A 24,753-nucleotide genomic window follows, 5' to 3' on the forward strand; every position below is an offset into this window, starting at 1 on the left:
CGCGAGGTTTACTGTAATCGCGCTGCGTCTCCCCAACCGTGCCGACGCAGGTTGCCGGACACTGCCACCGATAAAAGCAGGACGTTCCGGCGTTTCTGGTGTCCAAAAAAGCCACATGTCCAAAAGGCAGTTCTCGTAAAAGGAAATCCGCAGCGATGGCGTACTACCGCACTCCTCACGACGTGACCGCTCTGCCCGCCTGGCAGGCGCTGAATCAACACCGCGAAAACATGCACAACTTCAGCATGCGCGAAGCCTTTAATGCCGATCCGCAGCGCTTCAACCAATTCACGCTCAGCAGCTGCGGGTTGTTTCTCGACTACTCCAAGAACCTGATCACCAGCGAGACCCGCAACCTGCTGGTCGGCCTGGCCAACGAAGTCGACCTGCAAGGCGCGATCAAGGCACTGTTCGCCGGCGAGCCGGTCAACTCCTCCGAGGCCCGCCCGGCACTGCACACCGCCCTGCGCCGGCCGGTCGGCGACAAGCTGCTGGTCAACGGCGTCAACGTGATGCCCGACGTGCACAAGGTGCTGAACCAGATCACCGAACTGGTCGGGCGCATTCACGACGGCCTGTGGCGCGGCTACAGCGAGAAGCCGATCACCGACGTGGTGAACATCGGTATCGGTGGCTCGTTCCTCGGCCCGGAGCTGGTTTCCGAAGCCCTGCTGTCCTACACCCACAAGGGCGTGCGCTGCCACTACCTGGCGAACATCGACGGCAGCGAGTTCCACGAACTGTCGGCGAAGATTCGCGCCGAGACCACCCTGTTCATCGTCTCGTCGAAATCCTTCAACACCCTCGAAACCCTGAAGAACGCCCAGGCCGCCCGTTCCTGGTACCTGGCCCAGGGCGGTTCCGAGGCCGAGCTGTACAAGCACTTCATCGCGGTGTCGAGCAACAATGCCGCCGCCGTGGCCTTCGGTATCCGCGAAGAGAACATCTTCCCGATGTGGGACTGGGTCGGCGGCCGCTACTCGCTGTGGTCGGCCATCGGTCTGCCGATCGCCCTGGCCATCGGCATGTCGAACTTCAAGGAACTGCTGTCCGGTGCCTACACCATGGACCAGCACTTCCAGAACGCGCCGTTCGAACAGAACATGCCGGTGCTGCTGGCCCTGCTGGGCGTCTGGTACGGCAACTTCTGGGGTGCGCAGAGCCATGCGATCCTGCCGTACGACCACTACCTGCGAAACATCACCAAGCACCTGCAGCAGTTGGACATGGAATCCAACGGCAAGAGCGTACGCCAGGACGGTACGCCGGTTTCGACCGACACCGGCCCGGTGATCTGGGGCGGCGTCGGCTGCAACGGCCAGCACGCCTACCACCAGTTGCTGCACCAGGGCACCCAACTGATCCCGGCCGACTTCATCGTGCCGATCGTCAGCTTCAACCCGGTCGCCGACCACCACCAGTGGCTGTACGCCAACTGCCTGTCGCAGAGCCAGGCGCTGATGCTCGGCAAGACCCGCGCCGAGGCCGAAGCCGAGCTGCGTGAGAAAGGCCTGAGCGAGGCCGACGTGCAGAAACTGGCGCCGCACAAGGTGATTCCGGGCAACCGTCCGAGCAACACCCTGGTGGTCGAACGCATCAGCCCGCGCCGCCTGGGCGCCCTGGTCGCAATGTACGAGCACAAGGTTTTCGTGCAGAGCGTGATCTGGGGTATCAACGCCTTCGACCAGTGGGGCGTGGAGCTGGGCAAGGAGCTGGGCAAGGGCGTCTACAACCGCCTGACCGGCACCGAAGAGTCCGCTGCCGAAGACGCCTCGACCCAGGGGTTGATCAACTACTTCCGCGGTCGTCATCGCGGTTGATTCCGGGCGCTCTCTCCCGGCGGGAAAGGTCCCGGGGTCTGGGGTAGGGTTTGCCGGCCCATTCGCGGGCAAGCCCGGCTCCTAAAGGGGGCCGAGAGAGGCCCCTACAGAAGACAGGCCCACCACGGGCCTGTCTTTTTTCGCCAACTGGGCGCACCCTTAGGCTTGTCGCAGACAAGAACAAGGAATCGCCATGTTCGATATCAGCACATACCCCCAGGCCGAAGCCACCCGCCAGGCCGCACAACTGAGCCAGGACGACTACCAGCGGCTCTACCGGCAATCCATCGACCACCCCGACACCTTCTGGGCCGAGCAGGCCAGGCGCTTTCTCGACTGGTCCAGGCCCTGGGACACGGTCCGCCAATACGACCTGCGCACCGGCCAGGCGCAATGGTTCGGTGGCGCCCAACTGAACGTCAGCTACAACTGCATCGATCGCCACCTCGCCGCGCACGGCGACAGCACCGCGCTGCTCTGGGAAGGCGACAATCCGGCCGAGTCGGCACAGATCACCTATCGCAAGCTGCATCATCACGTCTGCCGGCTGGCCAACGTGCTGAAACAGCGTGGCGTGAAGAAAGGCGATCGGGTGTGCATCTACATGCCGATGATTCCCGAGGCGGTCTATGCGATGCTCGCCTGCACGCGGATCGGCGCAATCCATTCGGTAGTGTTCGGCGGCTTCTCGCCCGACGCCCTGCGTGACCGCATCCTCGATGCCGGCTGCCAGACCGTGATCACCGCCGACGAAGGCGTGCGCGGCGGCAAGTACATCCCGCTCAAGGAGAACGTCGACAAGGCGTTGCGCAGTTGTCCCGAAGTCGGCAGCGTGCTGGTGGTGCAGCGCACCCAGAGCCCCGTGCCCTGGCTCGAAGGCCGCGACCTCTGGTACCACGAGGCCGTGCACGGGGCCAGCGACGACTGCCCGCCCGAGCCGATGGACGCCGAAGACCCGCTGTTCATCCTCTACACCTCCGGCAGCACCGGCAAACCCAAGGGCGTGCTGCACACCACCGGCGGCTACCTGCTGCAGGCGGCGATGACTTTCAAGCATGTCTTCGACTACCGCCAGGGCGAGGTTTTCTGGTGCACCGCCGATGTCGGCTGGGTCACCGGCCATAGCTACATCGTCTATGGCCCGCTGGCGAACGGCGCCACCAGCCTGATCTACGAAGGCGTGCCGAACTACCCCGACAGCTCACGCTTCTGGCAGGTGGTCGACAAGCACCAGGTGAACATCTTCTATACCGCCCCGACCGCCATCCGGGCGCTGATGCGCGAGGGCGCCGAGCCGCTGAAACGGACCTCGCGGGCCAGCCTGCGGCTGCTCGGCAGCGTCGGCGAACCGATCAACCCCGAGGCCTGGGAGTGGTACTTCAATGTGGTGGGCGAGCAACGCTGCCCCATCGTCGATACCTGGTGGCAGACCGAGACCGGCGGCATCATGCTCACCCCGCTGATCGGCTCCCGGCAGCTCAAGCCCGGCTGCGCCACCCAGCCGATGTTCGGCGTGCAGCCGGTGCTGCTGGATGAACAGGGTCAGGAGATCTGCAGTGCCGGCAGCGGCGTGCTGGCCATCAAGTCCAGTTGGCCCGGGCAGATCCGCAGCGTCTACGGCGATCCGCAGCGTATGGTCGACACCTACTTCAAGCCCTACCCCGGCTACTACTTCACCGGCGACGGCGCGCGCCGCGACGAGGACGGTCATTACTGGATCACCGGGCGGATCGACGACGTGATCAACGTCTCCGGGCACCGCATCGGCACCGCCGAGGTGGAGAGCGCCCTGGTCCTGCATGAAAGCATCGCCGAGGCCGCCGTGGTCGGTTATCCCCATGACCTCAAGGGTCAGGGCATCTATGCCTTCGTCACGCCCATGAAGGGTGTCGAGGCGGACGACGACCTGAAGAAGGCCCTGCTGGCCCATGTCAGCCAGGAAATCGGCAGCTTTGCCAAGCCGGACCTGATCCAGTGGGCGCCAGCGTTGCCGAAGACCCGCTCGGGCAAGATCATGCGGCGCATTCTGCGCAAGATCGCCGGCAACGAACTGGACAGCCTGGGCGATACCTCGACCCTGGCCGATCCGAGTGTGGTCGAGAACCTGACCGCTCAACGCCTGAACCGCTGAGCCTCGTAACAAAAACCACTCCCAGCCCCCGTATGACGGGGGCGACGGGAAGGATCGCCCAGCAAAAGGCTGGTAGAATCGCCCGCCAATTCCGACCCAAGGCGCGCTCCATGTCTTCCTTGAACCAGGCGCTGCGCGCCGCCCTCGACCAACGCCAGGACCTGCTGGCCGAACTGCATGCCCAGGGCACCGACTGCTACCGGCTGTTCCATGGCAGCCAGGAAGGCGCCGGCGGCCTGACCATCGACCGTTACGGCCCGCAACTGATGGTGCAGAGTTTCCACCAGACGCTGGACCGCGAGTCGCTGCTGACCGCGCACGAGGCCGTCAACCGGGCCCTGGGACTGGAGACCCTGCTGGTCTACAACGACCGCTCCCGTGGCCATTCGCGGATCGACCGGGAAGACCCGGTCTACCGCGCCGAGGACAGTGCCCTGGCCGACCTGGTCGGCCACGAGTGGGGCCTCAACTACCGGGTCCGTGGCCGCCACGCCGGGCAAGACCCGCTGCTGTTCCTCGACCTGCGCAATGCCCGGGGCTGGGTCAAGCGGCACAGCCGCGGCAAAAGCGTGCTCAACCTGTTCGCCTACACCTGCGGCGTCGGCCTGAGTGCGGCGGCCGGTGGGGCGCGGGAAATCTGCAACCTCGATTTCGCCGAGGGCAACCTGGCGGTGGGCCGCGAGAACGGCCAGCTCAATCCCGAACTGCCGGCCATGCAGTTCGTGCAATCCGACTATTTCCCGGCCATCCGCCAACTGGCCGGGCTGCCGATTGCCCAGCGCCGGGGTCAGAAGTTGCCCAGCTATCCGCGTCTGGAACAACGCCAGTACGACCTGGTGCTGCTCGACCCACCCGCCTGGGCCAAGAGTGCCTTCGGCACCGTCGATCTGCTGCGCGACTACCAGAGCCTGCTCAAGCCCGCACTGCTGGCCACCGCCGACGATGGCGTGCTGATCTGCTGCAACAATCTGGCGAAGGTCGGCCTGGACGACTGGCGCGAACAGGTGCTGCGCTGTGCGCAAAAGGCCGGCCGCCCGGTCCGCGACTGGCAGGTGCTCAAGCCCGCCGAGGACTTTCCTTCCATGGACGGTCAGCCACCGCTGAAGACACTGGTCCTGCAGCTCTAGAAATGACGCCAGAAAACCGGGGGTTGCGAAGAAAAAAGGGGATTGCTTCGCAACCATAAACGCGTGCCATACTCCAAGGCACCTCCGACTGAGAAAGACGACGCATCACATGTCCAAAGGATTGAAACGCGCCCTGGGCGCCTTGCTGACCGTCCTCGCGCTGTACACCGTGCTGGGCTTTTTCATCCTGCCGGGCGTGGTGCTGCGCATCGCCAACCAGCAACTGGCAAACTACGCCACGGTGCCTGCCAAGCTCCAACGCCTGGAACTCAACCCGTTCAGCCTGGAAGTCACGCTGTGGGGGCTGAACATCGGTGAGCCGGGCAAGGAACAGGTGGCGTTCGAGCGCCTGTACGTCAACCTGCAGATCGACAGCCTCTGGACCCACGCCCTGCACCTGGCGGAGGTCCGGCTCGACAAGCCCCACACCGAAGTGGCCTTCAACAAGGACGGCACGCTGAACCTGGCCCAACTGTTCAAGTTGCCGGCCAGCGAACCGACGCCGGCCGACCCGAATGCCAAGCCGTTCCCGGTGCGCATCGACAAGATCGCTCTGGATGACGGTTACCTGCACTTCCAGGACCTGCGCCCCAGCGAGCCCATCGAGTTCGTCTACGACAAGCTCGACCTGCAACTGAAAAACCTCAGCACCCTGCCCGACGACAGCGCCGACATGGTGCTGGTGGCCGCCGGCCCCGAGGGCGGGCGGATCGACTGGAAAGGCAACTTCAGCCTGACGCCGATCACCTCCGAAGGCTCGCTGAAAGTCACCGATGGCAAGATGAAACTCTGGTGGCCCTATGTTCGCGACGCCCTGCCGCTGGTGCTGGAAGATGGCCTGCTGAATCTCAGCACCGACTACAAGCTCAGCCTCGCCAAGGAAACCGAGATGTTGCTGAGCAACGCCTCGGTCAGCGTCGCCCCCTTCGCCATCAAGGCCCCCGACGGCCGTCCGCTGGCACGCCTGGAACGCCTGGACGTGAGCGAAACCAGCGTCGACCTGGCCAAGCAGCAGGTGGTGGTGGGCAAGATCCACAGCACCAAGCTGGAAACCTGGGCCGCCCGCGAAGCCGATGGCCAGCTCGACTGGCAGAAACTGTTCGCCAGCCAGCCGGCCAAGCCCGAGGCGAAGAAACCGCCGCCGGCCACCGCCGATGCGCCACCGCCGGCGCCGGCCGCGCCGAGCAAGCCTTGGCAGGTGCTACTCAAGGACGTGCAACTGCGCGACTACCGCGTGCACCTGGCCGACCGCGCGAACAAGACCCCGGTCGCGCTCGAGGTCGGCCCGCTGAACCTGGACCTGCAGAACTTCGACAGCCTCAACCAGTCGCCCTTCACCCTCAAGCTCGACAGCGGGCTGGGCAAGCAGGGCAAGGTCCTGGCCAGCGGCGAGGTCAACCTGAGCCCCATCAGGGCAAAATTGAAGGTCAACACCAAAGACATCGACCTGCGGGTGGCACAGGCCTACGTCGAGCCGTTCATCCGCCTGGAGGTGCGCAGCGGGATGCTCGGCAGCGACCTCGACGTCAACCTGAAAAGCGTCGAACCGCTGGCCTTCAGCGTCACCGGCCGGGCCCAGGTCGACCAGATGCATACGCTCGATACTCTCAAGAGCCGCGACTTCGTCAAATGGCAAAAACTGCAGGTCGATGGCCTGAACTACCAGCACGGTGACAGCCTGTCGATCGACAAGGTCAGCCTGTACCAGCCCTACGCACGCTTCATGATCAACGACGACCGCACCACCAACGTCGATGACCTGCTGATTCCTCAGCCCGCTGGCGGCGACAAGAAATCGGCGAGCAAAGCCGCCCCGTCGAACAGCAAGCCGCTGGGTATCCATATCGGCGGCATTGCCATCAATGACGGCTCGGCCAACTTCGCCGACTTCAGCCTGACGCCGAACTTCGCCACCGCCATCCAGCAGCTCAACGGCCAGATCGGCACCATCGACAGCCGCCAGGCGAAACCGGCGGATGTCGACGTCAAGGGCAAGGTCGACCGTTACGCACCGGTGACCATCAAGGGCGCGCTGAACCCCTTCGACCCGATGGCCAGCCTGGATATCGCCACCAGCTTCAAGCGTGTCGAGCTGACCACGCTGACCCCCTACTCCGGCAAATTCGCCGGCTATCGCATCCGCAAGGGGCGGCTCAACCTAGACCTGCACTACCTGATCACCAAGGGTCAGCTCAAGGCCGAGAACAAGCTGGTGGTCGAACAGTTGCAATTGGGTGAGAAAGTCGACAGCCCGGATGCCGTCGACCTGCCGATCAAGCTGGCCATCGCCCTGCTCAAGGACACCGACGGCAAGATCTCCATCGAGCTGCCGGTTTCCGGCGACTTGAACAACCCGCAGTTCAGCGTGATGCCGATCGTCTGGCAGACCCTGCGCAACCTGATCCTGCGCGCGGCGACAGCGCCCTTCAAATTCATCGGTGGGCTGATTGCCGGTGGCGATGCCCAGGACCTGAGCAACGTATCGTTCGAACCGGGCTCCAGCGACCTGAGCAAGGACGCCGAGTCGTCGCTGACCAAACTGGCCGAGGCACTGAAAGAACGCCCCAACCTGCGCCTGGAAATCGAAGGCACCAGCGCCCAGAGCAGCGACGGCATGCTGATCGCCCAACAGCGCCTGGAGCGCGAATACCAGGCGACCTACTACAAGATGCTCCAGCGCCGCGGTGACAAGGTGCCGGCCCAGGCGGCGCAACTGCAGGTGCCCGAAGACGAGAAGGCACCGATGCTGGAGGGCATCTACCGCAACCTGATCAAGCAGCAGCCACCGGCCGAATGGGCGCAACTGAGCCGCGACGAGCGTACCGCCAAGCTGCGCGACGGCGTGCTCAAGAACTGGAGCGGCAACACCGTGCTGTTGCGCAAGCTCGGCCAGGATCGTGCCAGCAGCATCAAGGACTTCCTGGTGGACAAGGGGCAGCTGGCAGACGATCGTGTGTACTTCATCGACGCCGCCATCGGCCAGGCCGAGAGCGATGGGCGCGTCGTCACCCCCATGCACTTGGATAGCGAATGACCATGGGAAAACCCCTCCTCTTCAGCCTGGCGCTCATCCTGTCGATGGCCGGCCAGGCCCAGGCCACCACCCTGCGCTGCGAGAAGGGCCTGATCAGCTACGGCGACAGCACCTACGACGTCACCACCAAGTGCGGCACGCCAGTGGCGGTGATCGACAAGGGCTACATCGAAATACGCCATGGCAACCGCCGGGACGGGGTCAAGGTCGAGGAATGGATCTACACGCCCAGTGGTGGCATGAAACAGTCGTTGCGCTTCGAGGGTGGCCAATTGGTGGATATCCGCAGCAGCCGCAGCCCTTGAGCCGGGGCTGAGCTTCAGGGCCTATTCGCGGGCGAGCCCCGCTCCTACAGGTTTGGGGTATGCCCGCAATGCTGTGCGACGCCTGCGGAGCTTGCCCGCGAAGCTTTTGAAAATCCAGATAGAACAGGCCCCGACGCAATACGCCGGGGCCTGTAATGGCTACGTCCCTGTTGCCTGTCGCATGAACCTCAAGGCTCAACGGATGGACCACAGACTCATCCGTTTCGCCCTACTGCCGGTTCTGGCGAAACCCTGGGTACTTACTCGGTTTTCAGGGCTTCAGCGGTAACGCCTTTAACGCCCTTGATGTTCTTGGCGATGTGCACCGCGGTTTCCTTCTGGGCGGCGGTCACCTTGGTTTCCGAGGACAGCGAAACGACGCCCTTCTCGGTTTCAACCTTGATGTCGCTGCCTGGAATACCTTTTTCGGTCAGCAGGTCGGCTTTGACCTTGGTGGTGATCCAGGTGTCGGAGGTCTCTTCCTTGGCCTTGGTGACTTCACCGGCGGCGAGCATCATCGGCTTGGAGGCCTGAGTCTGTTCAGCCGCGAAGGCAGCGTTGGCCAGGGTCAGAGTCAGAGCGGTGGCAGCTGCGGTAGCGATAGCGAACTTTTTCATATGAGTCACTCCTGTTCTTCTGGAAAATCTGCGCCGTGTCCTGGCAGCAGGGTTACCAGGGATATTGCAGGCGCTGTGCCAACCGCGAATAAAAATAAAATCCTTTAAAATCAATTAGTTAAAACAAACGCTTAAAACATCGATCGTGCAGATTGCATGACCGACCCGCGTGAATGCATGCAAGTTGCAGCTTCTTTCTGCCAGCAGCCCGTCACCCGGCCAACTTTTTCCTCGCCCATGAAAAAAGGACCCCGAGGGGTCCTTTTTTCAGCACAAGATGGCGGGGTCGATCAGACGCCCGATGCCTTGGCTGCGGCGACGTCCTTGATGGACAGCTTGATACGGCCGCGGTTGTCCACGTCCAGTACCAGCACTTCAACTTCCTGGCCTTCCTTCAGGATGTCGGTGACCTTCTCCACGCGAGCGTCGCTCAGCATCGAGATGTGCACCAGACCGTCCTTGCCCGGCAGGATGTTGACGAACGCGCCAAAGTCGACGATACGCTCTACCTTGCCCAGGTAGATCTTGCCGATCTCGGCTTCCGCGGTGATGCTCAGGACGCGCTGGCGAGCAGCCTCGGCCGCTTCCTTGGTTTCACCGAAGATCTTGATCGAGCCATCGTCTTCGATATCGATCGAAGCCTTGGTTTCTTCACAGATCGCACGGATGGTCGCACCACCTTTACCGATCACGTCACGGATCTTGTCGGTGTCGATCTTCATCGAGATCATGGTCGGAGCGTTGGCGGACAGTTCGCTACGGGACTGGCCGATCACCTGGTTCATCTGGCCGAGGATGTTCAGGCGCGCTTCCAGGGCCTGGCCCAGGGCGATTTCCATGATTTCTTCGGTGATGCCCTTGATCTTGATGTCCATCTGCAGCGCGGTGACGCCCTTGGCGGTACCGGCTACCTTGAAGTCCATGTCGCCCAGGTGGTCTTCGTCACCCAGGATGTCGGTCAGGACGGCGAACTTGTCACCTTCCTTCACCAGGCCCATGGCGATACCGGCCACGGGTGCCTTCATCGGTACACCGGCGTCCATCAGGGCCAGGGAAGCACCGCAGACCGAAGCCATCGAGCTGGAACCGTTGGACTCGGTGATTTCCGATACCACGCGGATGGTATACGGGAATTCGCTGTCGCTTGGCAGCATGGCCTGTACCGAACGACGGGCCAGACGGCCGTGGCCGATTTCACGACGGCCAGCGCCGCCCATGCGACCACATTCACCGACCGAGAACGGTGGGAAGTTGTAGTGCAGCATGAAGGCGTCTTTCTTTTCGCCTTCCAGGGTGTCCAGCAGTTGCGCGTCACGGGCGGTACCCAGCGTGGCCACGACCAGGGCCTGGGTTTCGCCACGGGTGAACAGGGCCGAACCGTGGGTCTTGGACAGAACGCCGACTTCGATGTTCAGCGGACGTACGGTGCGGTTGTCGCGACCGTCGATACGTGGCTTGCCGTTGACGATGTTTTCGCGAACGGTGCGGTATTCGATCTCGCCGAAAGCGGCCTTGACTTCACCGGCCGAAGGCTGGCCTTCCTCGCCCGACAGCTTGGCCACGACCTGCTCGCGCAGCTCGTCCAGGCGTGCATAACGCTCGGCCTTGACGGTGATGGTGTAGGCCTGGGAGATCGCTTCGCCGAACTCGGCGCGGATAGCGCCCAGCAGGTCGCTGGCTTCGGCTTGCGGAGCCCAGCTCCAGGCCGGCTTGGCGGCTTCGGCAGCCAGCTCCTTGACGGCCTGGATCACGGCCTGGAATTCGTCGTGGGCGAACAGCACGGCGCCCAGCATCTGGTCTTCGGTCAGTTCCTTGGCTTCCGACTCAACCATCAGTACCGCTTCGGAGGTACCGGCCACGACCATGTCCAGGCTCGAGGCTTTCAGTTGTTCGTAGGTCGGGTTCAGCAGGTAACCGGTGCTTTCGTGGAAAGCCACGCGAGCGGCGCCGATCGGGCCGTCGAACGGAATACCGGAGATGGCCAGGGCAGCCGAGGTACCGATCATCGCCGCGATGTCCGGATCGGTCTTCTTGCTGGTGGAGACGACGGTGCAGACGACCTGCACTTCGTTCATGAAACCTTCAGGGAACAGCGGGCGGATCGGACGGTCGATCAGGCGCGAGGTCAGGGTCTCTTTCTCGGAAGGACGGCCTTCACGCTTGAAGAAGCCGCCAGGGATCTTGCCGGCAGCGTAGGTCTTTTCCTGGTAGTGCACGGACAGAGGGAAGAAGCCCTTGCCCGGATCGGCTTGCTTGGCGCCAACAACGGTCACCAGCACGCTGACGTCGTCGTCAACGGTGACCAGCACTGCGCCGGAGGCCTGGCGAGCGATGCGACCAGTCTCGAGGGTAACGGTCGACTGACCGAACTGGAATTTTTTGATTACCGGGTTCACGGTGTCCTACCTTCTTTGTGGCTCTTGGGGGAACTGGCTTCTTGCGAAATCCTTGGTCAGCACCGGGCATCGGCCCGGTTCTGGATCATTACGAAAACCGCCTGCGGGGCAGCTTTCGTAATGATCCGGCACTCCAGATAAAACTTGAGGCTGGGAGCCTGCCCCATGCCCGTGGGAAACCCACTGACACAGGACAGACAACCAACCTCTAGCACGATCGCTGGATCAGCGACGCAGGCCCAGACGACCGATCAGGGTGCTGTAGCGAGTCACGTCCTTGCCTTTCAGGTAGTCCAGCAGCTTGCGACGCTGGTTTACCATGCGGATCAGACCACGACGGGAGTGGTGGTCCTTGCCGTTGGCCTTGAAGTGACCTTGCAGCTTGTTGATGTTGGCGGTCAGCAGTGCAACTTGCACTTCTGGCGAACCAGTGTCACCAACGGCTTGCTGGTAGTCGGCAACGATTTGAGCTTTTTCTTCAACGCTGAGTGCCATGTGGCAATCCTTCTATCAGGAAACCATCCAGGGACGGTTTCAACAGGCCGGAGACAAATCCCCGCATTTATAAAAGAGTAGTGACCGTGCCTGTTGACAGCCACCCTCGTCCGGTCATTCTGACCGAATCAGTCGACGCGGCGCGATGCGCCCGTCTTCGCTCACTTCACCGATACCGATGAAGCGGCCGTTATGATCCTGTACCCGAACCATGCCGTACTTCGGCGCGTCCGGGGCACGTACTGGCTGGCCGTTGAGCCAGTAGAACGCACTGTGCTCGGAGAACTTGAGCAAAGGCCAATCCTGCAGGCCACTGTCCGAGGGCATCAGGAAGCGGTCGACCGCCTCGTTGCCACCTTCGGCATGAACGGCTTCCAGCTCTTCGAGCGTCACCGTCTGGGCCAGGCTGAACGGTCCGGCCTGGGTCCGGCGCAGTTCGGCGACATAAGCACCGCAACCGAGCCGCTCACCGATATCCTCCACCAGGGTACGAATATAGGTGCCCTTGCTGCACTCCACTGCCAGTCGGGCAGTATCGCCTTCGCAGGCGAGCAATTCCAAGCGCGCAATAGTAACAGAACGCGGTTCGCGCTCCACTACTTCCCCTGCACGAGCCAACTTGTACAAAGGCTGTCCATCACGCTTGAGCGCCGAGTACATGGGCGGTATCTGACTGATTTCGCCCCGAAAATCCGGCAGGACCGCTTCGATATCGGCACGACCAACGGTCACCGGGCGGGTCTGCAGAACCTCGCCTTCGGCGTCCGCGGTGCTGGTGGTCTTGCCCAGTTGCATCAGGGTCTCATAACCCTTGTCGGAATCGAGCAGGTATTGTGAGAACTTGGTGGCCTCGCCGAAGCACAGCGGCAGCACGCCGGTCGCCAGCGGATCGAGGCTGCCGGTGTGGCCGGCCTTCTCGGCGTTGAGCAGCCAGCGAACCTTCTGCAGCGCCGCATTGGAGGTGAACCCCAGCGGCTTGTCCAGCAGGATGATACCGCTGACGTTGCGGCGGATACGTTTGACCTGGGCCACCGCTTACTCCCGACCGTCTTCTGGTTGGGCGGTCTGAGGGTCGCTGCCCTCGCCATGCAGGCTGTCTTCGGCCACGGCGCGCTCGATCAGGGCCGACAGATGGGCACCGCGGGCGACGCTCTCATCGTAGTGGAAGTGCAACTGCGGCACGCTGCGCAGCTTCATTTCACGGGCCAGTTGCATACGCAGGAAACCGGCCGCCGAGTTGAGCACCTTGATGCTCTGGGCGATCTCTTCCAGGTTGTCCTGGCCCATCACGGTGATGTAGACCTTAGCGTGGCCGACGTCACGGCTGACGTCGACCGCGGTGATGGTGATCAGGCCGACGCGCGGATCCTTGACTTCACGACGGATCAGCTGTGCCAGCTCGCGCTGCATCTGATCGCCGATACGTTGGGTACGGCTGTATTCTTTTGCCATGTCTTGTTACCTGTTACTGCCCCGGGGCAAAACCCTCGAGGTCTGAAAGCGGCAAACGCCCGGCCTGGCAGAAGCCGGACCGGGCGTTGCGTTTAGAGTCCGCTCGCGGCCTGCGCAGCAAGGCTGCGGCAGGCCATCGCGGCTCTTGAAGCATGCGAGTCAGAGGCTGCGAGCAACCTGGACCTTCTCGAAGACTTCGATCTTGTCGCCGACCTTGACGTCGTTGTAGCTCTTCACGCCGATACCGCATTCCATGCCGGCACGCACTTCGGACGCGTCATCCTTGAAGCGGCGCAGGGATTCCAGCTCGCCTTCGAAGATCACGATGTCTTCACGCAGTACGCGGATCGGACGGTTACGGTGCACGCTACCCTCGATCACCATGCAGCCGGCGATGGCGCCGAACTTGGGCGAACGGAACACGTCGCGGACTTCGGCCACGCCCAGGATGTTCTCCCGTACGTCGCTGCCCAGCATACCGGTCAGGGCTTTCTTCACGTCTTCGATGATGTCGTAGATCACGTTGTAGTAACGCATATCCAGACCTTCCTGCTCGACGATCTTCCGTGCGCCGGCATCGGCACGCACGTTGAAGCCGAACAGCACGGCGTTGGAGGCCAGTGCCAGGTTGGCGTCGGACTCGGTGATACCACCGACACCGCCACCGACGACGCGCACTTGCACTTCATCGTTACCCAAACCGTTGAGCGCGCCTTGCAGCGCCTCCAGCGAACCACGGACGTCGGACTTGAGGACGATGTTGAGCGTCTTCTTCTCTTCCTGGCCCATGCTTTCGAAGATGTTTTCCAGCTTGCCGGCATGAGCGCGAGCCAGTTTGACTTCACGGAACTTGCCTTGGCGGAACAGCGCGACTTCACGGGCTTTCTTCTCGTCAGCCACCACGCTCATCTCGTCGCCCGCATCCGGGGTACCGTCCAGGCCGAGGATCTCGACCGGAATCGCCGGGCCGGCTTCCTTGATCGGCTTGCCGTTCTCGTCGAGCATGGCACGCACGCGGCCATAGTTCGAACCGACCAGGACCATGTCGCCCTGACGCAGGGTACCGTCCTGAACCAGAACGGTCGCCACCGGACCACGACCCTTGTCCAGGCGCGACTCGACCACCACGCCACGGCCAGGAGCCGAAGGGGTCGCCTTGAGTTCCAGAACCTCGGCCTGCAGCAGCACCGCTTCGAGCAGTTCGTCGACGCCAGTACCGACTTTCGCCGACACCGGAACGAACGGCGTATCGCCACCCCAGTCTTCCGGGGTCACGCCGTGGGTCGCCAGCTCGCTGCGGATGCGATCGAGGTCGGCACCCGGCTTGTCGATCTTGTTCACCGCCACCACCAGCGGTACGCCGGCGGCCTGGGCGTGCTGGACCGCTTCGATGGTCTGTGGCATCACGCCGTCGTCGGCCGCGACCACCAGGATCACGATGTCGGTCGCCTTGGCACCACGGGCACGCATCGCGGTAAACGCGGCGTGGCCCGGGGTGTCGAGGAAGGTGACCATGCCGCGGTCGGTTTCCACGTGGTACGCACCGATGTGCTGGGTAATACCACCGGCTTCGCCAGCGGCCACCTTGGCACGACGGATGTAGTCGAGCAGCGAGGTCTTGCCGTGGTCAACGTGACCCATGACGGTCACGACTGGCGCGCGGGAGAATTCCTCACCTTCGAACTTCAGCGACTCGGCCAGGGAATCTTCCAGGGCGGTGTCGCTGACCAGGGTCACCTTGTGGCCCAGTTCCTCGGCAACCAGTTGGGCAGTTTCCTGGTCCAGAACCTGGTTGATCGTCGCCGGAGTACCCAGCTTGAACATGAACTTGATGATTTCGGCAGCCTTGACCGACATCTGCTGGGCCAGGTCGGCCACAGTGATGGTCTCGCCGATCTTCACGTCACGGACCACAGGACCGGTAGGGTTCTGGAAACCGTGAACGTTGCGTTTCTTCGGCTTGGCCTTGCCACCGCCGCGACCGCCACGACGGAAGCCATCGCTTTCCTCGTCGGTGGTACGTGGGGCAACACGAACGGCCGGAGCCTTTTCCTTGACCGAAGCGCGGTGCGGAGCGTTCTTGCGCTCGCCGTCGCCACGACGATTCTCGTCGCCACGGGACTTGTCGGAGCGACGCGGCTCTTCGCGCTTGCGCTCGGCAGCCGGCGCAGGCGCGGCAACCGGCGCTTCACGCACAGGCTCGTCGAGCTCGACCGGAGCGGCAACCGCTTCGACCACAGGCTCGACCACAGGGGCAGGCGCAGGCTGGCGACGCGCTTCTTCTTCGGCGCGACGCTTGGCTTCTTCTTCCGCCTTCTGACGGGCCGCATTTTCTACGGCGCGACGTTCTTCCTGCTCGCGCTTGCGCTCGGCTTCGATTTCTTCCGGGCTGCGCTGTACGAAGACTTTCTTCTTGCGTACTTCAACACTGATGCTCTTGCTGCCGGCAACACGCAGGGTACTGGTGGTTTTGCGCTGCAAGGTGATCTTGCGCGGTTCTTCCACTTTCGCCTTGTGGCTGCTCTTCAGGTGAGTCAGCAGCGACTGCTTCTCGCTGTCGCTCACATGTTCCTCGGCGGCGGTGTGCGGCAGACCTGCCTCACGCATCTGCTGCAACAGGCGCTCTACCGGTGTTTTGACCTCATCGGCCAGTTGTTTCACCGTGACTTGCGTCATGCACTTCTCTCCTCAGGCCGCGCCTAATTACTCGAACCAGTGGGCTCGGGCGGCCATGATCAACTTGCCGGCACGATCATCGTCGATGCCGTCGATGTCGAGCAGGTCGTCAATCGACTGCTCGGCCAGGTCTTCGCGGGTAATGACGCCGCGCACCGCCAGTTCCATCGCCAAATCCTTGTCCATACCCTCAAGCGAGAGCAGGTCTTCGGCCGGATGGGCGTCTGCCAGCTTTTCCTCTGTAGCGATGGCTTTGGTCAACAGGCGATCCTTGGCACGAGCGCGAAGCTCGTTGACGATTTCCTCGTCAAAGCCGTCGATGTTGAGCATCTCTTCCAACGGTACGTAGGCAATTTCTTCCAGGCTGGTGAAACCTTCATCGACCAGCACCTGTGCCAGCTCTTCGTCGACTTCCAGCTCGTCGATGAAGTTGCGCAGGATGTCACCGGTTTCTGCCTGTTGCTTAGCCTGGATGTCCGACTCGGTCATCACGTTCAGGGTCCAGCCGGTCAGCTGGCTGGCCAGACGCACGTTCTGACCGCCGCGGCCGATGGCCTGGGCCAGGTTGTCGGCACCCACGGCGATGTCCATCGCATGGGCGTCTTCGTCAACGATGATCGCCGCGACTTCAGCCGGCGACATGGCGTTGATGACGAACTGCGCCGGGTTGTCGTCCCACAGCACGATATCCACACGCTCGCCACCCAGCTCGCCGGAGACGGCCTGGACGCGCGAACCACGCATGCCGATGCACGCGCCCTGCGGGTCGATACGCTTGTCCTTGGAGCGGACAGCGATCTTGGCACGCGAACCCGGGTCACGGGACGCCGCCATCACCTCGATCAGCCCTTCGGCGATCTCGGGCACTTCGATACGGAACAGCTCGATCAGCATTTCCGGCGCGGTACGCGACAGGATCAGCTGAGGACCGCGGTTCTCGGTGCGGATTTCCTTGAGCAGTGCACGAACCCGTACACCGACGCGGAAAGTCTCGCGGGAAATGATGTCTTCACGCGCCAGCAGCGCCTCGGCGTTGTTGCCCAGGTCAACGATGACGTTGTCGCGGGTGACCTTCTTCACGGTACCGGAGATGATTTCGCCCAGGCGCTCGCGGTAGGCATCGACCACCTGCGCACGCTCGGCTTCGCGAACCTTCTGCACAATGACTTGCTTGGCGGTCTGGGCAGCGATGCGACCGAACTCGATGGACTCGATCTTCTCCTCGACGACATCGCCAACCTTGGCACCCGGATGGGTCAGGGCCACCTTGCTTGGCCAGGTCTCGATCGCCGGATCGTCAAGATCGGCTTCCTCGACCACAGTCCAACGACGGAAAGTCTCATAGGAACCGGTGTGGCGGTTGATTTCCACACGCAGGTCAACTTCGTCTTCAAAGCGTTTCTTGGTAGCAGTCGCCAGAGCAATCTCCAGCGCCTCAAAAATCACGCCTGCCGGTACACCCTTTTCATTGGATACCGACTCAACAACCAGCAATACTTCTTTGCTCATCGTACGCCTCGCCTTTCGCAAGCCATTGGATCCGCGGGATCCGCGTCTCAGTCAAAACTGGGAATAATGTTGGCCTTGTCGATCAAATCGATCGGCAACAGGAACTCGTGGTCATCTACCTGCACCACGACGTCCTGCTCTTCCACTCCACGCAGAAGGCCCTGAAAGTTGCGTCGTCCCTCGAAAGGCGAGCGCAGCCTTATTTTCACTTGTTCGCCGGCATGCGAGGCAAACTGTTCAAGGGTGAACAGCGGGCGTTCCATGCCAGGAGAGGAAACTTCAAGGGTGTATTCAGTGGAAATCGGATCTTCGACATCCAGCACGCCACTGATCTGGCGACTGACGATGGCGCAGTCATCCACCAGAACACCACCCTCTTTATCGATATAAACGCGCAACACGGAATGGCGGCCTTGAGCGGAAAACTCGATACCCCAGCATTCATAGCCCAGGGCCACGACCACCGGGGCCAGCAAGGCCTGCAACTGTTCTAGCTTGCTCGACACCTGAACCCCCTCGTGCATGATGTGCATGCGATTTAAGAAAACAAAAAATGGGCGAATCGCCCATCCCTGAAATGCCGTCGAAATGCGGCATCGATTGTGTCCAGCTAACAAAAAGCCCCTGAAAAGGGGCTCCGCTAAAACTGGTTGCGGGGGCCGGATTTGAACCGACGACCTTCGGGTTATGAGCCCGACGAGCTACCAGGCTGCTCCACCCCGCGACAAAGCTGGGGCAAAAGTATACGACTGATCCCTTTTTGGGTCAATGTAACCTTCCACCTACAAGAAAGCCCGCAACAGCGGGCTCTCCTGATAATTGGTACCGAGAAGGGGACTCGAACCCCTACACCCTATGGGCACAACCACCTCAAGGTTGCGTGTCTACCAATTCCACCACCTCGGCAATACAACGTTTACAGCATGAAACCCGTTTTACTTCTGCTCTGGAGCCTGAGGTACATCGCCTGCCGGAGTGGCCGACTTCTGCTCCTGGAGCACCGGTACATCATCAGATGCCGGCTTTTGCTTTGGTGCTTCCAACACTGCCGGGCTTGGCAGACCTGCTTGAGTCAGCTGGTGAGCTTTCTCTTTAGCAAAGTATCCTAACCCTAAGCTGGTTATGAAGAAACCTGCGGCAAGTATAGCAGTAAACTTACTAAGAAAGGTAGAGGAACCTTGGCTTCCGAACACAGTATTTGAAGCACCTGCGCCGAAAGATGCACCAGCTTCCGCACCTTTACCCTGTTGCAGCAGTACGAGAGCAACAACCCCCAGTGCAGCCAACAGATGAAGAACGACTACGATCGTTTCCAGCATTTCTCAGTTTCCCGCAGCGCGACAAATCGCACCGAATTCATCTGCATTCAGGGAAGCCCCACCAATGAGCCCCCCATCGATATCCGGCATGCCGAACAGTTCGACCGCATTGGCCGCCTTCACGCTGCCGCCGTACAGAAGCCGCACACCTTGAGCGACTTCGGAATTCTCTGCCGCCAACTGCGCGCGAATGGCTGCATGCACATCCTGCGCCTGTTGCGGCGAAGCTGTCAGCCCGGTACCAATGGCCCAGACCGGCTCGTAAGCGATGACAGCCTTGGCAAAAGCACCGACACCCAACTCTTCGATGATGCTGCCCAACTGACGCGAAACCACTTCCAGCGTCTTGCCGGCTTCACGCTGCGCCTGGGTTTCCCCTACACACAGCACCGGAATCAGCCCGCAAGCCTGCGCTGCCGCAAACTTGCGATTGAGCATCCGATCGGTCTCGCCCATTATCTGGCGACGCTCAGAGTGCCCAACCAGCACCAGGGAACAACCTGCATCGACCAACTGGCTCGGTGCGATCTCACCTGTCAAGGCGCCTTGCATGGATTCCACTGCAGAGTTCTGCGCGCCGACCGAAATCGACTTGCCCTTCAAACCATCGACCACTTGGGTGATATGCAAGCAAGGCGGGAATACCGCAACATCAACACCGCTCGGCAGGGCCAGATTCCGCAGCCCCTTGATCAGCTCAGCGACGCTGGCGCGGGTACCGTGCATTTTCCAGTTACCAGCTACCAGGGGGCGACGCATGCTCTACCTCGCGGGTTAAAGTGGGCGCAGATATTACCCAACCAGATCATCACTGGCAAGCCAAATTCAGGCACAAACTTCAGCAACCAGTTTTGCCAGCCCTTCGGCATGCCCACGAACGGACGCTTCGTCCTCGCCTTCGACCATCACACGCACCAGCGGCTCGGTCCCCGACTTGCGCAGCAGTACCCGACCACGACCGTTCATGGCCTCGGTGACACGCTCGCATTCGGCAACCACCTGCGGGTGCTTGACCGGGTCGACACCGCCGCCGAAACGCACGTTGACCAGCACCTGTGGGCATTTGCGCACGACCTGGCGCGCCTCGGCCAGGGTCTCGCCACGACGACGCAACGCCAGCAGCACCTGCAGCGCCGCAATGATCGCGTCCCCCGTGGTGTTGTGATTCAGGCACAGGATATGCCCCGAGTTCTCGCCACCGACCAGCCAGTCGCGCTCGAGCAGTTCGGCGATCACATAACGGTCGCCGACATTGGCGCGCACGAACGGAATATCCAGCTCCTTCAGCGCCAGTTCCATTCCGAGGTTGCTCATCAGAGTGCCAACCACGCCACCGTTGAGCTTGCCGCGCTCGGCCAGGTCACGGGCAATGATGAACACCAGTTCATCGCCATCGACCACCGTACCGGTGTGATCGACCATCAGCACCCGGTCGCCATCACCGTCGAAGGCGATGCCGAGGTCAGCCTGCTCGGCCAGCACCGCGGCCTGCAACGGCTTGATGTGGGTCGAGCCGCAGTTGTCGTTGATGTTCAGCCCGTTGGGCTGCACCGACAGCGCGGTGACCTGCGCGCCCAGCTCGCGGAAAACGCTGGGCGCCACCTTGTAGGTCGCACCGTGGGCGCAATCGAGCACAATCTTCAGGTTGGACAGCTTGGTACCGGTCGGCACGCTGCCCTTGCAGAATTCGATGTAGCGACCGGCCGCGTCGTTGATCCGCGAAACCTTGCCGAGCTTTTCCGATTCGACCACGGTCATCGGCGCATCGAGCAGCTCCTCGATCATCAGCTCGACTTCATCCGGCAGCTTGGTGCCTTCGCCGGAGAAGAACTTGATGCCGTTGTCGTCATGGGGGTTGTGCGAAGCACTGATGACGATCCCCGCCTCAGCGTGGAACGTACGGGTCAGGTAGGCGATGGCCGGGGTCGGCATCGGCCCCAGCAGCATCACGTCGGCGCCTGCCGCGGAGAGACCGGCCTCCAGGGCGGATTCGAACATGTAGCCGGAGATCCGGGTGTCCTTGCCAACCAGGACGCGACAGGTGCCCTGCTTGCGGAACGCCATACCGGCGGCCCAGCCCAGCTTGAGCATGAAATCAGGGGTGATCGGATACTGTCCGACGCGGCCCCGAATACCGTCGGTGCCGAAATATTTCTTCTTCATACGTGCTCCATCGTTCTTATTCGGCAGCTTCAACCGCAGCGAGCATCTTGACCACGTCGGCCGTTTCGGCCACATCGTGGACGCGCAGGATCCGCGCGCCCTTGCTCATCGCCAACGCCGCCAGGGCCAGGCTGCCATACAGGCGCTCACCCACCGGTCGCCCCAGTGTCAGGCCTATCATGCTCTTTCGCGAAACACCCACCAACAGCGGCCTACCCAGCACGTGCAACTGCTCCATATGCTTGAACAGGCTCAGGTTGTGCTCCAGGGTTTTCGCAAAGCCGAATCCCGGGTCCAGGACAATCCGCTCGGCAGGAATTCCCGCGGCTTCACACTCACGCATACGCTCGACGAGAAACGCCTGCACTTGCTGCGTGACGTTGTCGTAGTACGGGTTGTCCTGCATGTCGCCAGGTTCGCCGAGCATGTGCATCAGGCACACCGGCAAACCGGTAGCCGCTGCCGCGTCCAGGGCACCGTCGCGCTGCAGCGAGCGCACGTCGTTGATCAGGCCGGCACCGAGTCGCGCGGTTTCACGCATCACCGCCGGCGTCGAGGTGTCGACCGAGATGATCACATCCAGCTCACGGTGGATGCGCTCGACGATCGGCGCCACCCGCTCCAGTTCTTCCAGCGGCGAAACGACCCGCGCACCCGGCCGGGTCGATTCACCACCGACATCGATCAGCGTAGCTCCGGCCTGGACCATGCCTTCGGCATGCCGTAACGCCGCGTCCAGCTGACTGAAGCGCCCGCCATCGGAAAAGGAATCGGGGGTAACGTTGAGAATGCCCATGACATGCGTCCGGGCCAAATCAAGAACCCGGTTGCCGCAAGGCAACCGGGTCGAGGACTGAACAGAAGTCATTTCAAACCTTAGTGATCAGCCGCAGGGCCGCCAATCGGAGCTTCAGGACGCTCGTTCTTCACCACCGGAGGCGTGGTGCCCGAAGAGCCCGAACCACCCCAGTCACGCGGCTCGCGTGGAGTACGACCGGCCATGATGTCGTCGATCTGGTCGGCATCGATGGTCTCGTACTTCATCAGCGCATCGGCCATGGCGTCGAGCTTGTCGCGGTTGTCGGTGAGGATCTGCTTGGCCGTGCCATAGCACTGGTCAATGATGCTGCGCACCTCGGAGTCGATCAGCTTGGCCGTCTCGCCGGAGAAGCTGGCGTTCTGGCCACCACCGCCACGCCCCAGGAAGACTTCCTGATCTTCCTCGGCATACATCAGCGGGCCAAGCTTCTCGGACAGGCCCCACTTGGTGACCATGTTCCGGGCAATCTGGCTGGCGCGCATGATGTCGTTGGAGGCACCGGTGGTCACACCGTCGAAGCCCAGGGTCATCTCCTCGGCGATACGACCGCCGTACAGCGAGCAGATCTGGCTGATCAGCGCGCGCTTGGACAGGCTGTAGCGATCCTCTTCCGGCAGGAACATGGTCACACCCAGCGCGCGACCGCGCGGAATGATCGAGACCTTGTACACCGGGTCATGCTCGGGCACCAGACGGCCGACGATGGCGTGACCGGCTTCGTGATACGCGGTGTTCTGCTTTTCCTTCTCGGACATGACCATGGTCTTGCGCTCGGCGCCCATCATGATCTTGTCCTTGGCCAGCTCGAACTCCTTCATTTCGACGATGCGCTTGCTGGCGCGGGCGGCGAACAGGGAGGCCTCGTTGACCAGGTTGGCCAGGTCGGCACCGGAGAAACCCGGGGTACCACGGGCAATCACGGCAGGCGCGACGTCGTCACCGACCGGCACCTTGCGGATATGCACCTTGAGAATCTGCTCGCGACCGCGGATATCCGGCAGGCCGACCACCACCTGGCGGTCGAAACGGCCGGGACGCAGCAACGCCGGGTCGAGCACGTCGGGACGGTTGGTCGCGGCGATGACGATGATGCCGTCATTCATTTCGAAACCATCCATCTCCACCAGCAACTGGTTGAGGGTCTGCTCGCGCTCGTCGTGACCGCCACCCATGCCGGCGCCACGATGGCGACCCACGGCGTCGATCTCGTCGATGAAAATGATGCACGGTGCGTGTTTCTTTGCCTGCTCGAACATGTCGCGCACGCGGCTGGCACCCACACCGACGAACATTTCGACGAAGTCGGAACCGGAAATGGTGAAGAACGGTACTTTCGCCTCACCGGCGATGGCCTTGGCCAGCAGGGTCTTACCGGTACCCGGAGGGCCGACCATCAGCACGCCGCGGGGAATACGACCGCCCAGACGCTGGAACTTGCCCGGATCACGCAGGAACTCGACCAGCTCACCAACCTCTTCCTTGGCCTCGTCGCAACCGGCGACGTCGGCCAGGGTGGTTTTCACCTGGTCTTCGGACAGCAGGCGCGCCTTGCTCTTGCCGAAGCTCATCGGCCCGCCCTTGCCGCCCGCACCGCCCTGCATCTGGCGCATGAAGAACATGAACACCGCGATGATCACCAGGATCGGGAAACTGGCCACCAGCAACTGGGTCCAGATGCTCTGCTGCTCAGGCTGCTTGCCTTCGATCACGACGTGGTTGTCGACCAGGTCGCCGATCAGGCCGTTGTCCTGGATCGCCGGACGAATGGTCTTGAAGCTGTCGCCATCGTTGCGCTTGCCGGTGATCACATAGCCATCCACGGCGACACGCTCGACCTTGCCGTCCTTGACCTGCTGGATGAAGTCGGAATAGTTGAGGGTCTGTGGCTCGTTAGGGCTGGAGAAGTTGTTCATCACCGTCACCAGGACGGCTGCGATGATCAACCACAGGATCAGATTCTTTGCCATATCGTTCAATTAAGTGCCCTCTGAAGCCAGCTCCGCTTGTGGCGCGCGCTTCGCATGAAATTCACCGGCGTAACTTACTACATTACCTACAGCTGCGCAGGAGCCGTCTGTAACCCTTTGTGAAACATTGACTACACAATATTCGCTTATGTTCACGAGGCGAAATGCGAATTTCCTATTGCCCAGCCCAAAAAACCTATTACTCGGTATCGCGTCCGCGGAAACCACGCCCCAGCAGGTACTGCTCGCGGGAACGATCGCGGGACGAACTCGGCTTGCGCATCTGCACCTTCTCGAACATCTTGCGCACGTTCTTGTGGTACTCGTCGAAGCCTTCGCCCTGGAAGATCTTGATCAGAAAATCACCACCAGGGCGCAACACACGCCCCGCCAGGTCCAGCGCCAGCTCGCAAAGGAACATCGAGCGCGGCATATCCACAGCGGGCGTACCACTCATATTGGGGGCCATATCGGAAATCACAAGGTCCACCTCGGAATTTCCGACCGCCTCAAGGATTTGCGCCAGCACGGCGTCCTCGGTGAAGTCGCCCTTGATGAAGGTCACGTCGGGAATGGCGTCCATATCCAGGATATCGGAGGCGATCAGGCGACCCTGGCCACCAATCAGACGACTGGTCACCTGCGACCAGCCACCCGGCGCCGCGCCGAGGTCGATCACGCTCATGCCCGGACGGATCAGCCGGTCCTTCTCCTGGATCTCCAGCAGCTTGTAGCTGGCACGGGAACGATAGCCGTCCTTTTGCGCCATTTTGACGAATGGGTCGTTGAAATGCTCTTTCAGCCAGTTATGGCTGGTCTTGGAACGGGCCACGGGCCACCTCGAAAAATAGATTAACTGGGCGGTCCCGGACTCGCTCGGGTAAACTAGCCGCCATTTTTTTACCAGATCAGACGCAGGGGT

Annotated in this window: 19 protein-coding genes and 2 tRNA genes; 5 read left to right on the plus strand and 16 right to left on the minus strand. The window is 61.9% G+C overall.

The genetic code is table 11. From position 1 onward, the window contains the following. Positions 1 to 155: 155 nt before the first annotated feature. From pgi to PF66_RS08885, 5 genes are all read left to right on the plus strand, one after another. Positions 156 to 1,820, plus strand: coding sequence for a glucose-6-phosphate isomerase (pgi, locus tag PF66_RS08865; protein ID WP_054058243.1), 1,665 nt, complete (start codon positions 156 to 158; stop codon positions 1,818 to 1,820). 193 nt (positions 1,821 to 2,013) lie between these two features. Then, complete coding sequence (acs, locus tag PF66_RS08870; protein WP_054062487.1) at positions 2,014 to 3,951, plus strand: acetate--CoA ligase; 1,938 nt, start codon at positions 2,014 to 2,016, stop codon at positions 3,949 to 3,951. Positions 3,952 to 4,061: 110 nt separating this feature from the next. Beyond that, positions 4,062 to 5,078 (plus strand): class I SAM-dependent rRNA methyltransferase, encoded by a 1,017-nt coding sequence (locus PF66_RS08875; RefSeq protein ID WP_054058245.1) that lies wholly within the window; start codon positions 4,062 to 4,064, stop codon positions 5,076 to 5,078. A gap of 109 nt (positions 5,079 to 5,187) precedes the next feature. Continuing rightward, a complete protein-coding gene (locus tag PF66_RS08880; RefSeq protein WP_054058246.1) occupies positions 5,188 to 8,112 on the plus strand; it encodes a DUF748 domain-containing protein in 2,925 nt (974 codons plus the stop codon). A gap of 2 nt (positions 8,113 to 8,114) precedes the next feature. Continuing rightward, positions 8,115 to 8,417, plus strand: a complete 303-nt coding sequence (locus tag PF66_RS08885; protein ID WP_054058269.1) for a DUF2845 domain-containing protein — start codon at positions 8,115 to 8,117, stop codon at positions 8,415 to 8,417. 260 nt (positions 8,418 to 8,677) lie between these two features. On the opposite strand, the gene PF66_RS08890 is transcribed toward PF66_RS08885, so the two are convergent. The 16 genes from PF66_RS08890 to rlmE all read right to left on the minus strand — a co-directional run bounded on the left by PF66_RS08890 (position 8,678) and on the right by rlmE (position 24,663). Next, the gene (locus tag PF66_RS08890) at positions 8,678 to 9,034 is read right to left on the minus strand and encodes a BON domain-containing protein (protein WP_054058247.1); all 357 of its coding nucleotides are present in this window, start codon (positions 9,032 to 9,034) and stop codon (positions 8,678 to 8,680) included. A 290-nt stretch (positions 9,035 to 9,324) separates the two neighbouring features. Further along, on the minus strand, positions 9,325 to 11,430 hold the full coding sequence (gene pnp, locus PF66_RS08895; protein WP_054062488.1) for a polyribonucleotide nucleotidyltransferase: 2,106 nt from the start codon (positions 11,428 to 11,430) through the stop codon (positions 9,325 to 9,327). Between the two features lie 225 nt (positions 11,431 to 11,655). Continuing rightward, positions 11,656 to 11,925: a 30S ribosomal protein S15 gene (gene rpsO, locus PF66_RS08900; protein WP_017904137.1), complete on the minus strand. Its 270-nt coding sequence runs from the start codon at positions 11,923 to 11,925 to the stop codon at positions 11,656 to 11,658. A 114-nt stretch (positions 11,926 to 12,039) separates the two neighbouring features. Further along, a complete protein-coding gene (truB, locus tag PF66_RS08905) occupies positions 12,040 to 12,957 on the minus strand; it encodes a tRNA pseudouridine(55) synthase TruB (protein ID WP_054058249.1) in 918 nt (305 codons plus the stop codon). A 3-nt stretch (positions 12,958 to 12,960) separates the two neighbouring features. Next, positions 12,961 to 13,377, minus strand: coding sequence for a 30S ribosome-binding factor RbfA (rbfA, locus tag PF66_RS08910; protein ID WP_054062489.1), 417 nt, complete (start codon positions 13,375 to 13,377; stop codon positions 12,961 to 12,963). Positions 13,378 to 13,536: 159 nt separating this feature from the next. Next, positions 13,537 to 16,053 (minus strand): translation initiation factor IF-2, encoded by a 2,517-nt coding sequence (gene infB / locus PF66_RS08915; RefSeq protein WP_054058251.1) that lies wholly within the window; start codon positions 16,051 to 16,053, stop codon positions 13,537 to 13,539. A gap of 27 nt (positions 16,054 to 16,080) precedes the next feature. Then, positions 16,081 to 17,562: a transcription termination factor NusA gene (nusA, locus tag PF66_RS08920; protein WP_017904133.1), complete on the minus strand. Its 1,482-nt coding sequence runs from the start codon at positions 17,560 to 17,562 to the stop codon at positions 16,081 to 16,083. 47 nt (positions 17,563 to 17,609) lie between these two features. Then, positions 17,610 to 18,068, minus strand: coding sequence for a ribosome maturation factor RimP (gene rimP / locus PF66_RS08925; protein WP_054058270.1), 459 nt, complete (start codon positions 18,066 to 18,068; stop codon positions 17,610 to 17,612). Positions 18,069 to 18,209: 141 nt separating this feature from the next. Then, positions 18,210 to 18,286 (minus strand) — tRNA-Met (locus PF66_RS08930). A gap of 96 nt (positions 18,287 to 18,382) precedes the next feature. Continuing rightward, positions 18,383 to 18,468, minus strand: a tRNA-Leu gene (locus tag PF66_RS08935). A 29-nt stretch (positions 18,469 to 18,497) separates the two neighbouring features. After that, entirely contained in the window at positions 18,498 to 18,881 is a 384-nt protein-coding gene (gene secG / locus PF66_RS31880; protein WP_081005950.1) for a preprotein translocase subunit SecG, read from the minus strand. Positions 18,882 to 18,884: 3 nt separating this feature from the next. Beyond that, on the minus strand, positions 18,885 to 19,640 hold the full coding sequence (tpiA, locus tag PF66_RS08940) for a triose-phosphate isomerase (protein ID WP_054058252.1): 756 nt from the start codon (positions 19,638 to 19,640) through the stop codon (positions 18,885 to 18,887). A gap of 66 nt (positions 19,641 to 19,706) precedes the next feature. Further along, the gene (gene glmM / locus PF66_RS08945; RefSeq protein ID WP_054058253.1) at positions 19,707 to 21,044 is read right to left on the minus strand and encodes a phosphoglucosamine mutase; all 1,338 of its coding nucleotides are present in this window, start codon (positions 21,042 to 21,044) and stop codon (positions 19,707 to 19,709) included. A gap of 16 nt (positions 21,045 to 21,060) precedes the next feature. After that, a complete protein-coding gene (gene folP, locus PF66_RS08950) occupies positions 21,061 to 21,912 on the minus strand; it encodes a dihydropteroate synthase (RefSeq protein ID WP_054062490.1) in 852 nt (283 codons plus the stop codon). Between the two features lie 8 nt (positions 21,913 to 21,920). Further along, the gene (ftsH, locus tag PF66_RS08955; protein WP_054058255.1) at positions 21,921 to 23,831 is read right to left on the minus strand and encodes an ATP-dependent zinc metalloprotease FtsH; all 1,911 of its coding nucleotides are present in this window, start codon (positions 23,829 to 23,831) and stop codon (positions 21,921 to 21,923) included. 199 nt (positions 23,832 to 24,030) lie between these two features. After that, on the minus strand, positions 24,031 to 24,663 hold the full coding sequence (gene rlmE, locus PF66_RS08960; protein WP_017904126.1) for a 23S rRNA (uridine(2552)-2'-O)-methyltransferase RlmE: 633 nt from the start codon (positions 24,661 to 24,663) through the stop codon (positions 24,031 to 24,033). Positions 24,664 to 24,753: the final 90 nt, after the last annotated feature.

It is taken from the genome of Pseudomonas asplenii (assembly GCF_001293465.1).
Classification (GTDB): Bacteria; Pseudomonadota; Gammaproteobacteria; order Pseudomonadales; family Pseudomonadaceae; genus Aquipseudomonas; species Aquipseudomonas fuscovaginae_B.

Bases quoted from the DNA above. Each gene is read 5' to 3' on its own strand.
- PF66_RS08875 (WP_054058245.1), top strand. From the start codon at position 4,062: ATGTCTTCCTTGAACCAGGCGCTGCGCGCCGCCCTCGACCAACGCCAG.
- nusA (WP_017904133.1), bottom strand. From the start codon at position 17,562: ATGAGCAAAGAAGTATTGCTGGTTGTTGAGTCGGTATCCAATGAAAAG.
- rbfA (WP_054062489.1), bottom strand. From the start codon at position 13,377: ATGGCAAAAGAATACAGCCGTACCCAACGTATCGGCGATCAGATGCAG.
- glmM (WP_054058253.1), bottom strand. From the start codon at position 21,044: ATGAAGAAGAAATATTTCGGCACCGACGGTATTCGGGGCCGCGTCGGA.
- infB (WP_054058251.1), bottom strand. From the start codon at position 16,053: ATGACGCAAGTCACGGTGAAACAACTGGCCGATGAGGTCAAAACACCG.
- acs (WP_054062487.1), top strand. From the start codon at position 2,014: ATGTTCGATATCAGCACATACCCCCAGGCCGAAGCCACCCGCCAGGCC.
- folP (WP_054062490.1), bottom strand. From the start codon at position 21,912: ATGACTTCTGTTCAGTCCTCGACCCGGTTGCCTTGCGGCAACCGGGTT.
- PF66_RS08885 (WP_054058269.1), top strand. From the start codon at position 8,115: ATGGGAAAACCCCTCCTCTTCAGCCTGGCGCTCATCCTGTCGATGGCC.
- PF66_RS08890 (WP_054058247.1), bottom strand. From the start codon at position 9,034: ATGAAAAAGTTCGCTATCGCTACCGCAGCTGCCACCGCTCTGACTCTG.
- rpsO (WP_017904137.1), bottom strand. From the start codon at position 11,925: ATGGCACTCAGCGTTGAAGAAAAAGCTCAAATCGTTGCCGACTACCAG.
- secG (WP_081005950.1), bottom strand. From the start codon at position 18,881: ATGCTGGAAACGATCGTAGTCGTTCTTCATCTGTTGGCTGCACTGGGG.
- pgi (WP_054058243.1), top strand. From the start codon at position 156: ATGGCGTACTACCGCACTCCTCACGACGTGACCGCTCTGCCCGCCTGG.
- tpiA (WP_054058252.1), bottom strand. From the start codon at position 19,640: ATGCGTCGCCCCCTGGTAGCTGGTAACTGGAAAATGCACGGTACCCGC.
- ftsH (WP_054058255.1), bottom strand. From the start codon at position 23,831: ATGGCAAAGAATCTGATCCTGTGGTTGATCATCGCAGCCGTCCTGGTG.
- PF66_RS08880 (WP_054058246.1), top strand. From the start codon at position 5,188: ATGTCCAAAGGATTGAAACGCGCCCTGGGCGCCTTGCTGACCGTCCTC.